This is a genomic window from Streptomyces sp. NPDC048473 (assembly GCF_043200155.1).
Lineage (GTDB): Bacteria > Actinomycetota > Actinomycetes > Streptomycetales > Streptomycetaceae > Streptomyces.
This window is the reverse complement of the sequence record NZ_JBICXE010000024.1, coordinates 15,195-29,340: the sequence shown is the minus strand read 5'-3', so window position 1 is coordinate 29,340 and position 14,146 is coordinate 15,195. Positions and strand designations below refer to the sequence as shown.

Genomic DNA, 14,146 nt, shown 5'->3' with positions numbered 1-14,146 from the left:
GGTGCAAGTGGCGTGCCCACAACGGAGTTGGGCCGCGCCGGAGCGCTGCCGCCGGCATCAGAGTGCTGCCGTCGGCATCCGCACTCCCACTCGGGTGCGCGTCACCACCAGCTGCCCCTCCTGCGGGTACGCATGCCAGGTGCGCCACTGCACCTGGCCCTCGGTCCGCTGGGCGAGCATGGCGGTGAAGGCGTGCGGGCTGCCGGGGAACGTCCCCGCGAGACCGTGGGGATGGTCGGCCACGAGCGCGAGGAGCTCCTGCGCGCGCCCCGCGAACGAGCCCGCCGAGAGCGTCTCGACGCGCGCCGCGAATTCGTACTCCCACTCCCCGAGCCGCTTGGCGACACCGAGCGGCAGCGGTGTGCTGCTGCCGGGGATACACGCGACGGTTTCGGAACAGGTGCCCCGGTCCTCCTCCAGGAGCACCTGGTGGGAGGCGCCGAGGAGGCGCATCTGGATTCGGGCACCCGCGAGATCGAGGTCGAGCACGGCCAGGGCGGGGAGGGGTTCGCGCCCCAGCGCCCAGGCCAGGTCGGCAGCACGGGTGTCGGAATAGGCCGTCTGGAGGGTCGTGAGCATGGGTCGGCTCCGCAAACAAGCGTGGACACATGGACAGGGGACGCCCCCGACGTGATGCACGTGGGAGGTGGGAAGCGCCCGATCAGGTCCAACTCGGGTCCGAGGGCTGAATGTTCTCTCAACCGAGGGAATCACGAAGTAAGCCGCATCCACAGCGTTTTTGCCCAACTTGCCGTGGTTTCCATCCCCTCGGGGGCCTCTCGGTTCATCTGTTCACCGGTGTCTCGCGAAAATCCCCAACAAAAGCCCCACCCGAAGCCCGAACCAGAGCCCTGACCGAAGCCCCAACAAAAAGGTGTCCGGCGGGAGTTCACCCGCCGGACACCTGTCGGGCACCGGAGCCGCACGGGCCCGGCACCGGGCATATGGCCCCTGCCCGGTCGCGGATCAGCTGCCCCGTGTCAGCTGCCTCCGCCGCATCCGCCCCCGCCGCCGCACGAGGAGCCGCCGCCGCACGAGGAGCCACCGCCGCCGCACGAATGACCGCCGGAGTGACCGCCGGAGTGACCGCTGCTGCTTCCGCAGGACGAGCCACCGCCGCCGTCACCTCCCGCCCACCAGCTGCCACCCGCGGCGCTGCCGCCGCCCGCACCCCGGCGCACGCCCCGCGCGCGCGACTTCGCCCTGTTCCCGGCCCTCACCAGGATCGAGACGAACAGCACGATCACAGCGACCGTGAACACCACTCCGAAAAAGACTCCCACCGACCTCACGTCCTTCTGTCCCCCGAAGCGAGGTCCCCCCGCTTCCATGCGCTTCTTCCTGCGTGAGTGGGGGATGCCCCCGGCCCCGTACAGCCAAAGCAGACTTGAGCAACTCCAGAGCTTCCGCGCAGGATGGTGGCCATGACACAGGAACGACCGCTGCTCAACCGCCGCCTCGCCGAGTTCGGCACGACGATCTTCGCGGAGATGTCGGCGCTTGCCGTACGGACCGGCTCCATCAACCTCGGCCAGGGTTTCCCCGACACCGACGGCCCCGAAGAGATCAGGGAGGCCGCGGTCCGGGCACTGCGCGCCGGTCACGGCAATCAGTACCCACCGGGCCCCGGCGTCCCCGAACTGCGCACCGCGATCGCCGACCACCAGCAACGGCGCTACGGACTCACCTACGACCCCGACACCGAGGTCCTGGTCACCGCGGGCGCCACGGAGGCCATCGCCGCGGCCCTGCTGGCGCTGCTGGAACCCGGCGACGAGGTCATCGCCCTGGAGCCGTACTACGACTCCTACGCCGCCTGCATCGCCATGGCGGGCGGCGTACGCGTCCCGCTGACCCTTCGTGCCCCGGATTTCCGCCCCGACCTCGACGCCCTCCGGGACGCGATCACGCCCCGCACCCGGCTGCTGCTGCTGAACAGCCCCCACAACCCGACGGGCATGGTCCTCACCCGCGAGGAACTGACCACGATCGCCGAACTGGCGGTGGAACACGACCTCCTCGTGGTCACCGACGAGGTCTACGAACACCTGGTCTTCGAGGGCGAACACATCCCGCTGATCTCACTGCCCGGCATGCGCGACCGCACGGTCTCGATCTCGTCCGCCGGCAAGACCTTCTCGTACACGGGCTGGAAGGTCGGCTGGGTCATGGCGGACGCCCCGCTCATCGCCGCCGTCCGAACGGCCAAGCAGTACCTGACCTACGTCAGCTCGGGCCCGTTCCAGTACGCGATCGCCGAAGCGCTGCGCCTGCCGGACTCGTATTTCGACAGCTTCCGTGCCGACCTGCGGCGCAAGCGCGACCTGCTCGGCGACGGCCTGCGCGCAGCCGGGTTCGAGGTCTACCAGCCCCAGGGCACGTACTTCATCACCACCGACATCACCCCCTTCGGCGAGAAGGACGCCTACGCCTTCTGCCGCACGCTCCCCGAACGCTGCGGCGTCGTCGCCATCCCCAACTCCGTCTTCTACGACGACCTCGATGCCGGCCGCAGCCAGGTCCGCTTCACCTTCTGCAAACGCGACGACGTTCTCCACGAGGCGGTCGGCCGCCTGCAACACCTGGCGCCCTGAACCCCCACCCCTTCGTCGAGGTCACTCGCCGATGGACCGGCTACCCACTGGCCTTCGCCCTCACCGCTGCGCTGATGCTCACCGCCCTCGCCCCGGCCTGGCTCGACCGCCCGGCCACCGGCTCCCGCCCCTGACCGACACAGCCGCACACAGCCGCACACAGCCGCACACAGCCGAGCCCAACGCCCCAGCACCAGCAGCACGCGATCCGGACGAGGGTGATCGAATACAGCAACGAGACCGCGCATCCGGTACAGGTCTCCGAAGAACAGGAGCGCACATGACCACGACCCCCATGACGGTGGCCATCCTCGGACCGGGCGGTGTCGGCGGCCTGATCGGCGCGCTGCTCGCCCGCGACGGACACCGCGTCATCTGCCTGGCCGGCGAGGAGACCACCGCTGTCCTGCGCCGCGAAGGCCTGCACGTCCAGAGCGCCCGGTACGGCGCCTTCACCACCCCGGTCGAGGCCGACACCGAGCTGCACGAGCCGGTCGACGCCACCTTCGTGACCGTCAAGCAGACCTCCCTGCCCGCCGCCCTCGACCGCGTTCCGCCACAGGTCCTCGGCGACGGGATCGTGGTACCGCTGCTCAACGGCCTCGACCACCTCGCACCGCTGCGCCGACGCTATCCGGCAGGCCAGGTCGTGGCCGGAACCATCCGGGTCGAGGCCACCCGCACCTCGCCCGGGCGCATCGCGCACACCAGCCCCTTCGCCGCCCTCGAACTGGCCGCCCCGCTCGACGACTTCGCATCCCGCCTACGGCACGCGGACCTCGACGTGACCCTGCGCACCGACGAGTCCGCGATGCTCTGGGACAAGCTCTCCTTCCTCGCCCCGTTCGCCCTGCTGACCACTCGCTATCAGACCGCCGTCGGCACCATCCGCGACGAACGGCGGCCCGAACTGCTCGCCGTACTGGACGAAATCACCGCCGTGGCCCGCGCCGCAGGCGCAGCGGTGACCACCGAGACGGTGCTCTCCTTCTTCGACCGCGCCCCCGAGACGATGAAGTCCTCAATGCAGCGCGACGCGGAGGCGGGCCACCCGATCGAGCTCGACGCCATCGGCGGCGCTGTCCTACGGGCCGCAGCCACCCACAGGATCGAGACACCGGCCACCGCACGCCTGGTCGCAGAACTGGCCCCCACAGCAAGCCGGTAACCGCACCGGCGGCCGGTCCCGACAACGGCGGGGCACCGTCACGGAGGTCCGACCGGACATCCGCGAAGCCGCAGGAACACTGAGCGCGGCTCCGCCGTCGCGGCCGATCGCCACTCGTCCTGCATGCCGGGGAAACGAGCCCATGCCGGAGCCGCCCCGTCAGGTGCCGGCCGACCGCAGCCGTACCCCACACCCTGGCGTGATCGCCATCCGAGTTCAGGAGGCATGATGCAGCACTTCGTCCGACCCGACGGCACCCCGCCGGTCAACGGCTACAGCCACGCGGTGGCGTTCACCGGGCCCATGGTCGCGGTCTCCGGGCAGGTCCCGGTGGACGCCCAGGGGCGAGTGGTGGGCACGGGGGACGCCGAGGCCCAGATACGGCAGGTCTTCGCGAACCTGGCCACCGCGTTGGAGGCGGCGGGTGCCGGGATGGAGCACGCGGTCAAACTGACGGTGTATCTGACCGACCTGGCCGATCTGGACACCTTCCGCCAGGTGCGCGACGAGTACCTGGACACGGCCCGCCCGCCGGCCTGCTCACTGGTCAAGGTCGCCGGGCTGGTCCATCCCGCCTTCCGGGTCGAGATCGACGCACTCGCGGTGCTGCCCGCTGCGGTGTGAGCTCAGCGAAGACACGAGTCGACCACCGGGACACCGTGGTGCAGCGTCTCCTGCGCCCAGCCCGGCTCGGAGCCGTCCCCGGATATGCGCTCTCGCGACCGGCTGTCGCTCCCGGCAGAAGGCGAAGCCGTCGCTCTCGCCGAGCCGGGAGCAGGTCGCGCCGTTCGTACGGTTCGCCTTCCGCAAGCGTGACGACGTGCCGGCCGAGGCGGTGTCCCGGCTGAAGCAGCTGAAGCGGCTGTAGCGGGGGCGTACCGCTGCCGTGAAAAAGCCCGGCCCGGGGCCGACGGTCATGGAGACCACCGCCCCGGGCCGGGCTGTCACTGCCGTGCGGGACTCAGGCGTCCGGAGCGGACTGCTCCGTGCCGTCCGTCTTCTCCTCGGCCGGCGTCAGGCCCAGACGCTCCTGCAGCCACTTGTCGAACTCGATCGAGGCGCGCACCCAGCTGACCGTCGACGAGACGAAGTGCTCCAGGCTGACGCCCGTACCGATGAGCATCTGCGCCTCACCGATCAGACGGACCGAGACCTCGGTCTCCTCCGAGCCCTCCTCGGGCTCGTGGCTGTGCGTGTAGACCTTGGGCCACAGGGTGCGGCGGTTCCAGTCGTCGATGGCGTCGAGGAGGACGGGACGCTGGTCCGCGGCGTGCGGGCGGTCGTAGAACGTACGGACCGAGAAGACCTGCTGCTCGTCCTCGCCGCGGAACATGAAGTACGTGCGGAAGTCCTCCCACGGCGCCGCGAGGTCGCCCTCGTCGTCGACGACGTACTTCAGCTCCATCTGTTCGAGGAGCTGCTTGACGAGGTCCTGGTCAGGGACGACGGGGCCCTCCGGTCCTGCGGCCTGCGGTTCGGGCTGGCCCCCGAAATTCGGAATCGAGGACGGATCGATGCTCACCGTGTTTTTCCCTTCGTGCGGTTGCCGCCATCCTCTCCCATGGCGGGCGGGGGATGGCAAGCCCCGACGGGCCCGATCCGCCACAAGCTGACACGCAGCCGGTACGGACCGGGCCCGCCGGGGCCCCGTACGGGGTGATTACGACGCGGGTCCGACGAGCAGGCCGTCCCCGACCCGGTCCACCCGGACGGTGTCCCCGTCCGTGACCTCGCCCGCGAGGATCTCCTTCGCGAGCCGGTCGCCGATCGCCGTCTGGATGAGGCGGCGCAGCGGCCGTGCTCCGTACGCCGGGTCGTTGCCCTCCTCCGCCAGCCAGGCCAGGGCGGCCGGGGTGACGTCGAGGGTGAGCCTGCGGTCGGCCATGCGCTTGGCGAGCCGGTCGATCTGGAGCTTCGCGATGTGCGAGAGCTCGTCGCCGGACAGTGCGGAGAAGACCACCAGGTCGTCGAGCCGGTTGAGGAACTCCGGCTTGAACGAGGCCCGTACGACCTCCAGGACCTGCTCCTTCTTCACCTCGGGTTTGGTCAGCGGGTCGACCAGGAACTGGCTGCCGAGGTTGGAGGTCAGGATCAGGATGGTGTTGCGGAAGTCCACCGTCCGGCCCTGTCCGTCGGTGAGCCGGCCGTCGTCGAGGACCTGGAGCAGGATGTCGAAGACCTCGGGGTGGGCCTTCTCGACCTCGTCCAGCAGGACGACGCTGTACGGGCGGCGGCGGACCGCCTCCGTGAGCTGGCCGCCCTCCTCGTAGCCGACGTAGCCGGGCGGGGCGCCGACGAGCCGCGCGACGCTGTGCTTCTCGCTGTACTCGCTCATGTCGATGCGGACCATGGCCCGCTCGTCGTCGAACAGGAAGTCGGCGAGGGCCTTCGCGAGCTCCGTCTTGCCGACACCGGTCGGGCCGAGGAAGAGGAACGATCCGGTGGGCCGGTCGGGGTCGGCGATTCCGGCGCGGGTACGGCGTACCGCGTCCGACACCGCCTGCACGGCCTCGGTCTGCCCGATGAGGCGCTTGCCCAGCTCCTCCTCCATGCGCAGCAGCTTCTGGGTCTCGCCCTCCAGCAGGCGTCCGGCCGGGATGCCGGTCCAGGAGCCGACGACGTCGGCGATGTCGTCCGGACCGACCTCGTCCTTCACCATGGTGTCCTTGGCGGCCTCCTGCTCGGCCTCGGACGCCTCCGCCAGCTCCCGCTCCAGGCCGGGGATCTCCCCGTACAGCAGCTTGGAGGCGGTGTCGAAGTCGCCGTCGCGCTGGGCGCGTTCGGCCTGGCCGTGCAGTTCGTCGAGGCGTTCCTTCAGTTCACCGACGCGGTTGAGGCCCTGCTTCTCCTTCTCCCAGCGGGCGTTGAGGCCGCGCAGCTCCTCCTCCTTGTCGGCGAGGTCGCGGCGGAGCTTCTCCAGGCGCTGCTTGGAGCCGGGGTCGGTCTCGTTCTTGAGGGCCAGCTCCTCCATGCGGAGGCGGTCGACGGCGCGCTGGAGCTCGTCGATCTCGACGGGCGAGGAGTCGATCTCCATACGCAGCCGGGACGCCGCCTCGTCGACCAGGTCGATGGCCTTGTCGGGGAGGAAGCGGGAGGTGATGTAGCGGTCGGACAGGGTCGCGGCGGCCACAAGTGCGGAGTCCGCGATGGAGACCTTGTGGTGGGCCTCGTAGCGGCCCTTGAGACCACGCAGGATCGCGATGGTGTCCTCGACGCTCGGCTCCGCCACCAGCACCTGCTGGAAGCGGCGCTCCAGGGCGGGGTCCTTCTCGATCCGCTCGCGGTACTCGTCGAGCGTCGTCGCGCCGACCATGCGGAGCTCGCCGCGGGCCAGCATCGGCTTGAGCATGTTGCCCGCGTCCATGGCGGAGTCGCCGCCGGCGCCCGCGCCGACGACGGTGTGCAGCTCGTCGATGAAGGTGATGATCTGCCCGTCGCTCTCCTTGATCTCGGAGAGGACGGTCTTCAGCCGTTCCTCGAACTCACCGCGGTACTTGGCGCCCGCGACCATCGCGCCGAGGTCGAGCGAGACGAGCCGCTTGTTCTTCAGGGACTCGGGGACGTCCCCCTTGACGATGCGCTGGGCGAGCCCTTCGACGACGGCCGTCTTGCCGACGCCGGGCTCACCGATGAGCACGGGGTTGTTCTTCGTACGCCGCGAGAGCACCTGGACGACGCGCCGGATCTCCTGGTCGCGCCCGATGACGGGGTCGAGCTTGCCTTCCCTGGCGGCGGCCGTGAAGTCCGTACCGAACTTCTCCAGGGCCTTGTACTGGCCCTCCGGGTCGGGTGTGGTCACCCGGCGCCCTCCCCTGCTCTTCTCGAATGCGTCCAGCAGCCTCTTCGCACTGGCCCCCTGACCGCTCAGGATCTCACCGGCGCGGCCGCCCTCGGCGGCGATACCGATCAGCAGGTGCTCGGTGGAGATGTAGTCGTCGCCGAGCTCCTTCGCGCGCTGCGCGGCATCCGCGATGACGGCGAGCAGCTCGCGGTTGGGCTGCGGCGGGGCGACGGTCGACCCGGTGACGCTGGGCTGCGCGCCCAGGAGCCGCTCGGTCTCGGTGCGTACGGCGATCTGGTCGGCCTCGACGGCGGCGAGCAGATCGATGACGTTCTCGTTGTCCTCGCCCGCGAGCAGCGCGAGCAACAGATGCCCGGGGGTCAGATCCGGATGCCCGTCCTTCACGGCCCTGCTGGTGGCCGCGTTGATGGCATCCCGGCTCTTGTTGGTCAGCTCGGCGTCCACGTGCGCTTTCTCCTCCTTGCGGTGACTGGTCTCTCCACAACACTGACTGGATCAACGTACACAAAGTTGAGTCTATTCCACTCAATCTTATTCCGAGGCCGGTCCGCGGGCTCGCGTTCTCCTGTTCCGAGTGAACCGGCCGGAGTGGACCTCCGCCACCGCAGGGGGGCGCGGGTCCATGCCGCCTACGCTGTCCGCATGGCAGTCGACGTGACGAACCCCAGCCCCGAGTACCTCGCGTTCTGGCGCGAGTACCACCTGTGCACCCTGACCACTCCCCGCCCCGACGGCACGCCGCACGTGACGCCGGTGGGCGTGACGTACGACCCCGAGGCCGGACTCGCCCGCATCATCACCAGCAAGACCAGGCAGAAGGTCGCCAACATCCTGGCCGCGGGCCCGGACGGTGCCCGGGTCGCGGTCTGCCAGGTCGACCGGCGCCGCTGGGCGACGCTGGAGGGCCGCGCGACGGTACGCACGGAGCCGGACGTGATCGCCGACGCGGTGAGCCGCTACGCGCAGCGCTACGAACGCACGCCGGCACCCAATCCGGACCGCGTCGTCATCGAGATCGCCCTGGACCGGGCGCTCGGCAGGGCGTGAGCGGAGCGGCGGCCGACACAGCGCGCCAGTGCGCGAGACTGGCCCGCGCCGCCCCCAGGTCGGCGTCGCCCTCGGGCAGCGCGGCCGACATCTGCGCGACGATCCCGTCGAGCAGCCCGGCGGCCGCCTGCGGGTCACCGGCCGCTCCCGTCCATGCCGCCTGCGCCCGTCCGTAGCGGAAGGACTCGCGCCCCGGGCGCAGCACCTCGGCCGCGTCCTGCGCGATCAGACCGAAGAGCCCGGCGGCCCGTCGCGCATGCCCGGCCAGGCCGGCCCTCTCCGCGAGACGGGCACGCCCGGCGAGACCCTGAGCGGTACGGCCGCTTCCGTACGCCGGATTACGCGCGAGCGCCAGATCCGCGCTCAGATTCACCGCCCGCTGGAGGGGGCGCGGCGCTGCAAGTGGTGAACGCCCCGGCAGCATCTCCACCAGGCCCCGGTACAGATCGCCCAGGACGAGATGGGAGGGCCCGTCCGGATCGCCTTCCGCAAGCCGGAACAGCAACTCCGCGGTGAAGTCGGTGTTGCCCTCGCCCGAAGGGCCGGTGCGGGCCCTGCTCGTACGGTCACAGGCCAGCAGCAGGTGGATGTCGGCCGCCGCCGGAACGTCCAGGGCACGGCCCGCGAAGCAGCAGTCGAGGATCACGACGCGGTGACGGGCCCGCGCCCCGCGTATCGCCGCGAAGACATCATCGACGGGCAGCGACGTACGCCGCGCCGCGTGCGGCAGGTCGACAGTGCCGGGCAGGGCGAGGCAGAGCCGGTTCCCCTCCGCGTTCACGCCGTGTCCCGCGTAGTAGAAGAGCAGCAGGTCGAGCGGGGCGGCGAGGTCCGCGTACGAGGCCAGGGGGCCGAGCACGTGCCCGGCGTCCACGGGGTCGGTGAGGGAGACCACCGCGGACGGGTCGAAGAGACCGCCCGCACCGGTCAGCGCCTGCGCCAGATCCCTTACGTCGGCCGCCGCCGCGGGCAACGGCGGCATGCCCCGTACAAAGGTCGACGAACCGACCAGCACCAGGCGCGAGTTCATCCGGTCAGGCACCATCGGCTCGGGCGCCACATGACTCATTCGCCCGGTTCGCCCCCGGTCACCCCGAGCGCGCTCTGCACCGCGTCGAGCAGCCGCACGGCGTCGTCCGCGTCGCCCGCCTCGATCTCCTGTTCCGTGCCGTCGGGCCGCACCACCCGAACCGTGACGCGGTCGGCCTTGCGCCGTTCGACGAGCCAGTTGAAGAACGGCACGTACAACGGTGCTGCGGCCGCCATCACCACCACCGCGTCGGCCGCACCGCCCTGTTCGCCGGGCTGCGGCGGCACCATCCGGACCCGGGCGGAGCCCCGCAGTTCCTCGCTGTCGTCCAGCCAGCCGGCCAGGTCGCGGGCGTGCGCGTCGGCCTCGGCACGGCTCCCGGGGAACGCGATGACATATTCCTGCACGAACAGCCTTCTCTCTTGCGGGCCGCTGTTTCAGCGGTCGAATCGCGGTGCGCCCGGGTCGTCGCCGGGCGGTACGGTGCGCCTGCCCTGCGACGGCGCCTGCTCCGACGACCGCGGCCGCGGTACACGCTCCGGCGTCGCGAACAGCGGGTGGTGTCCGGGCACTTCGTAGGGCAGCCGGAACGCGGTGGCCGCCTCCGACGTGTCCAGCAGGTCGGCCAGCAGCCGCTCCACCGGATTGAGCGACTGCGCGGGTGCGCCCTGCCGGTAGGTCGCGTCCAGCCAGTTCCGGTTGAGGCCCGCCACATTGGCCCACGCCGCGCCGAGCTCACCGGCGGGCGGCCGGCACACGACCGCCCCGCCCGCCGCGGCGGCGAACTGTTCGGCGAGACCGGGCGGCAGGGCCTGGGCGCAGGCCAGGGAGATCCGGGACCGGTACGCCCGCGCGGTGTAGCGGCTCACCGCGTCCTGGTAGACCGGGACCGCCCTGCCCGCGAAGACATCGGGCGGCGAGGGCGCGTTCCAGGTGGGCCGCACCGGGCCCGGTGCGGCGAGATAGGCGTACTCCTCGGCCAGCATGCGGATCGCTGCCCGGACGTCCTCACCCATCGCGTACGGCTCCAGGCAGACCCCGAGAACGGCCGGGTACGGCAGTCGGCCGAGCTCGGCCCAGAGCGGCTCCCAGGACCGCGTCCCCGCCCGCAACGGTGACACCGCGAAGGAGACGGTGCGTCCGGTTTCGCGCCGGGCACACGGCGCATGGGCCAGCGGCTTGCGCAGCTCCGCGAGACCGTCGTGGTGCGGGGTGAGCGGGGCCAGCCATTGCCGTACCTCATCGGTGTCCTCCTCCGCCCGTGCGCGTACGTGGCGCGGGGTGGCCGCAAGCCGATCGCGCAGCGCGAGGGCCGCCCGTACCGCGGAGCCGTGGTCGGCGGCCCGGACCTGGCCGAGGAGCGCACCGTGCAGCAACCGCGAGGGCGGATCGTTGCGCAGCCTCAGCTCGAAGCGGACGCCCGCGCCGGGCGTCAGCAGCGCCTCCAGCCAGGCCCGCTCCTGGTACGCGGTCTCCGTCCTGCGCTGCTCCTCGGGAACGTCCGTGTATCCCCGGTGCTCGTCGAGCGCGGCGGCGGGCGCGAGCCGCACCGCGACCCACGCCCAGACCCCCTGCTGCGAGGGCGCGGTCAGCACCCCCGCGGGCGCGCCCGGTGCTGTCAACGGCCGCCCTCCGTCCAGGGCTGCTGCGGCGGCACGGGAGGCGGCATCGGCGCCTGCGCCGGCCCCGGGACAGGCGGCATCGGCGCCTGCACCGGGACGGGAGCCGCGACGTCCTCCTCGATGTGCGGCAGGCCGTACGGAAAGGCCAGCGCCGGAGAGACCGTACGGCCCTCGACGGCCACGTGTAGCCCCTCACGGGCGGCGGCATGCAGCGCCTCGCGCATCGCACGCGGCGTCTCGGTCCGCATCATGACCTTCTCCATGTCGGTGCCGCCGCTGAAGCCCCTGCCGAGATCGACGAGGAACTGCCCGAGCAGCGCCGTGCCCCGGCGATTGCGCCACATCACCCAGCCCATGTAGAGGCTGGTGCCGTAGGCGAAGACGGAGAGGTACGCGACGTAGCTGCCGTCCCGGAGCACCATCCGGTGGGTCACATGTGAGTACTGGCCACCGGTACGAATGCGGCGGAACACCGGCATGATCGGCAGCCGGCGTTCCTGGACCACCCGGGCGATCTCGGCGTACGCGGACTCGGTGTGCTGCCACTGGTCCGCGAGCAGTACCCGCCACTCCCCGATCGGCTCGGTGATCTTCGAGACCAGGAAGACGACCCAGAAGACGGCGAAGGAGATCGGTACACCCATCCCCATGATCCCGAATCCGCTCTCCAGATCACCGCTCGCGCCCACGAGTCCGATGAAGCCGAAGAAGAGGAACACCGTGAAGGACACCGCCGCGGCTCGTGCCCAGATCGTGAACAACGCCTTCCAGTTCACGGTGTCGTCGAAGGAGAGCTCGACCTCGTGATGGCGCAGCGTCTTGTCGAGGTAGGCGGCATTGCCGTCACCTCCCCGCCAGCCGGGCAGGCTCTCGACTTCGTGTCCGCTCATGGGTGGCCCCCGAATGTGGAGAAGAAAGGATGCGAAGGAGATGTGACCTTGCCCACGCCATCGGGGAATGTCAACTCGGCGCCCACATAGCGGTGTTGCACAGCCATTGGCCGAAAATGCACAACGGCGCCATCGTGTTCAGGTCACGATGGCGCCGTTGTGTGGGGGAGTGACTGAGCGACATATGACGACGGGGGATCGCTCAGGCACTGCGGGGGGTGGCGGAAATAGTCTCTGGCTCGAACAGCTGGTGGTCCCGCCGGTCGAGGTTCACGAAAATCATGTCGTACCGAATCGCGCAGCGGACGGGCTGCGGGGCTCCACGCGGCTTGCGGAGGCACCGGTAGGCACGTACTTCGTCGTCTTCTTCACGTGCGACAACGATCGGGTCGCCGAACAGAGTGACCATCAGCGAGTCGCCACAGCGGGGGATGGCAGTGACGAGATCGATGAAATGCCAGCCTGATCGGTAGGCCGTGGCCATTTCCCGCCGGAAGGTCCGGTCGTCCGGCGGGATGGTCATGCGCCCGGGTTGGTCGGTTCGGACCAGGCGATGTCACCGGGCTCGGCTGCCGCCTCGACGTTCCATGCGATGTCGCCCGGCACAGCGGTCCCGGTGAGCCACGCGATGTCACTGCCGGCCGGTGCCGATGCCTGAGTGGACCAGGCGATGTCACCCGACGGGGACGTCTGGGTGAACCATGCAATGTCACCCGGCGTCGACGCCTGAGTGGACCAGGCAATGTCACCCGGCGAGGATGCTGCCCCGCTGCTCCAGGCGATGTCGCTGCCGCTCAGTACCCCGAGTCCCAGGGCCGCGACGAACGAGGCGGCAAGCGCCGAGCGAAGCATTCGCTTATACATAGTCGGCTTCGTCCTCACTTGTGGATTCTTCTCCCCCGCACCTAAGACGATGTCTCACCTGGGCACACGAACACCACTGAGTCGATGCATCATGTTCCTGCATGTTCAGGAACCTGGGGGGTGGAGAATATGGTCACAAGCGATACAAAGCCGACACATCCTCATGGGATCACCGAACTATGCGAAGCGGGAGGCCGTCTGTACGCCAGCGCTTTGCGCTCGGGACGCATTGCCCGAAGTGAGGTGGAACCGGCTCCCTGCCTCATGGACTTCGCCCTGCTGCACCCCGACCCCGACGACCCCGACTGGCTGCGGCCGGTCCCGCCGTCCGCCGCTCTGGCAAAGCGTCTGCACCCCATAGAGCGCGAGATCCAGGAGCGCCGACGGCATTCGGTCCTGCTTGCCGAGTCCTTCGAGCCGTTCATGGACATCAGCGCCCAGGACCCGCCGACCACCCACGCCATCACCGTGCTGGAGGGCGTCAACCGGATCAACGCGGCACTCGATCTCGCCACGGCGGAGTGCCGCTCGGAAGTCCTCACCGTCCAGCCCGGCGGCGGCCGTAGCGAAGATCGCCTCAGCGAAGCCCTGGAACGGGGCCTCTCCGTGGTGGATCGCGGTGTCAGCATTCGCACCCTCTACCAGCACACCGTACGGCACAGCCCCGGCACCTTGGCCTACGCCGAGCGGATGGCCGACGACAACGTGGAGATCCGCACGCTCGAGGAGCTCATCGAGCGGCTCATCATCTTCGACCGCACAGTCGCGTTCATCCCCGCCCAGGACGACCGCCAAGTCGCCCTGGAGCTGCGCCATCCCGGGCTGGTCGAATATCTCGTCAAGGTATTCGAGCAGCTCTGGACCCGTGCGGCTCCGCTCCTGGAAGAGGTCAAGTACAACCCGACACCCGAGGGAATCAGCGGCGTCCAGCGCTCCATCGCCCAACTCCTCGTAGAGGGACATGTCGACGACTCGATCGCCCGCCGTCTCGGCATGAACGTCCGCACCTGCCGCGCGCACGTCGCCAAGCTGTCCGCCGTCCTCGGCAGCAACAGCCGGGCCCAGCTCGGCTACCTGATAGCCCGGTCAGGGATTCTGGAACAGGATCCGGGCTGAAGGGGCCGCAATC

Annotated in this window: 14 protein-coding genes; 5 read left to right on the top strand and 9 right to left on the bottom strand. The window is 70.1% G+C overall.

Annotation, left to right across the window (positions count from 1 at the left end; genetic code table 11):
- Nucleotides 1–57: 57 nt before the first annotated feature.
- On the bottom strand, nt 58–579 hold the full coding sequence (locus tag ACGFU7_RS30740; protein ID WP_393700078.1) for a DUF2617 family protein: 522 nt from the start codon (nt 577–579) through the stop codon (nt 58–60).
- Between the two features lie 845 nt (nt 580–1,424).
- On the opposite strand from ACGFU7_RS30740, the gene ACGFU7_RS30735 reads away from it, so the two are divergent.
- The 3 genes from ACGFU7_RS30735 (at nt 1,425) to ACGFU7_RS30725 (ending at nt 4,386) form a co-directional block, all read left to right on the top strand.
- Nucleotides 1,425–2,594 (top strand): pyridoxal phosphate-dependent aminotransferase, encoded by a 1,170-nt coding sequence (locus tag ACGFU7_RS30735; protein ID WP_393700076.1) that lies wholly within the window; start codon nt 1,425–1,427, stop codon nt 2,592–2,594.
- Between the two features lie 280 nt (nt 2,595–2,874).
- Nucleotides 2,875–3,762 carry a ketopantoate reductase family protein gene (locus tag ACGFU7_RS30730; RefSeq protein WP_393700074.1) on the top strand — a complete coding sequence of 296 codons (888 nt, stop codon included), beginning with the start codon at nt 2,875–2,877 and terminating at the stop codon, nt 3,760–3,762.
- A gap of 225 nt (nt 3,763–3,987) precedes the next feature.
- Nucleotides 3,988–4,386, top strand: a complete 399-nt coding sequence (locus ACGFU7_RS30725) for a RidA family protein (RefSeq protein ID WP_393700072.1) — start codon at nt 3,988–3,990, stop codon at nt 4,384–4,386.
- A 337-nt stretch (nt 4,387–4,723) separates the two neighbouring features.
- On the opposite strand, the gene ACGFU7_RS30720 is transcribed toward ACGFU7_RS30725, so the two are convergent.
- Nucleotides 4,724–5,284, bottom strand: a complete 561-nt coding sequence (locus ACGFU7_RS30720; protein WP_393700070.1) for a YbjN domain-containing protein — start codon at nt 5,282–5,284, stop codon at nt 4,724–4,726.
- 138 nt (nt 5,285–5,422) lie between these two features.
- Nucleotides 5,423–8,008 carry an ATP-dependent chaperone ClpB gene (clpB, locus tag ACGFU7_RS30715; RefSeq protein ID WP_393700069.1) on the bottom strand — a complete coding sequence of 862 codons (2,586 nt, stop codon included), beginning with the start codon at nt 8,006–8,008 and terminating at the stop codon, nt 5,423–5,425.
- A 198-nt stretch (nt 8,009–8,206) separates the two neighbouring features.
- Here clpB and ACGFU7_RS30710 point away from each other — a divergent pair, with 198 nt between their 5' ends.
- On the top strand, nt 8,207–8,611 hold the full coding sequence (locus tag ACGFU7_RS30710) for a pyridoxamine 5'-phosphate oxidase family protein (protein WP_393700067.1): 405 nt from the start codon (nt 8,207–8,209) through the stop codon (nt 8,609–8,611).
- Here ACGFU7_RS30710 and ACGFU7_RS30705 read toward each other — a convergent pair.
- The 6 genes from ACGFU7_RS30705 to ACGFU7_RS30680 form a co-directional block, all read right to left on the bottom strand.
- Nucleotides 8,571–9,641, bottom strand: a complete 1,071-nt coding sequence (locus tag ACGFU7_RS30705; protein WP_393700065.1) for a caspase family protein — start codon at nt 9,639–9,641, stop codon at nt 8,571–8,573. The genes ACGFU7_RS30710 and ACGFU7_RS30705 overlap by 41 nt on opposite strands.
- A 35-nt stretch (nt 9,642–9,676) precedes the next feature.
- Nucleotides 9,677–10,048, bottom strand: coding sequence for a hypothetical protein (locus ACGFU7_RS30700; protein WP_393700063.1), 372 nt, complete (start codon nt 10,046–10,048; stop codon nt 9,677–9,679).
- 30 nt (nt 10,049–10,078) lie between these two features.
- Nucleotides 10,079–11,263 (bottom strand): hypothetical protein, encoded by a 1,185-nt coding sequence (locus tag ACGFU7_RS30695; protein WP_393700061.1) that lies wholly within the window; start codon nt 11,261–11,263, stop codon nt 10,079–10,081.
- Nucleotides 11,260–12,153, bottom strand: coding sequence for a hypothetical protein (locus tag ACGFU7_RS30690; protein ID WP_393700060.1), 894 nt, complete (start codon nt 12,151–12,153; stop codon nt 11,260–11,262). Before ACGFU7_RS30690 ends, ACGFU7_RS30695 begins: the two co-directional genes overlap by 4 nt.
- A 202-nt stretch (nt 12,154–12,355) precedes the next feature.
- Nucleotides 12,356–12,676, bottom strand: coding sequence for a (2Fe-2S)-binding protein (locus ACGFU7_RS30685; RefSeq protein ID WP_093899390.1), 321 nt, complete (start codon nt 12,674–12,676; stop codon nt 12,356–12,358).
- The gene (locus tag ACGFU7_RS30680) at nt 12,673–13,005 is read right to left on the bottom strand and encodes a hypothetical protein (protein ID WP_393700058.1); all 333 of its coding nucleotides are present in this window, start codon (nt 13,003–13,005) and stop codon (nt 12,673–12,675) included. Before ACGFU7_RS30680 ends, ACGFU7_RS30685 begins: the two co-directional genes overlap by 4 nt.
- Before the next feature lie 141 nt (nt 13,006–13,146).
- Here ACGFU7_RS30680 and ACGFU7_RS30675 point away from each other — a divergent pair, with 141 nt between their 5' ends.
- Nucleotides 13,147–14,133, top strand: coding sequence for a helix-turn-helix transcriptional regulator (locus ACGFU7_RS30675; RefSeq protein WP_393700057.1), 987 nt, complete (start codon nt 13,147–13,149; stop codon nt 14,131–14,133).
- The last annotated feature ends 13 nt before the right edge of the window (nt 14,134–14,146 follow it).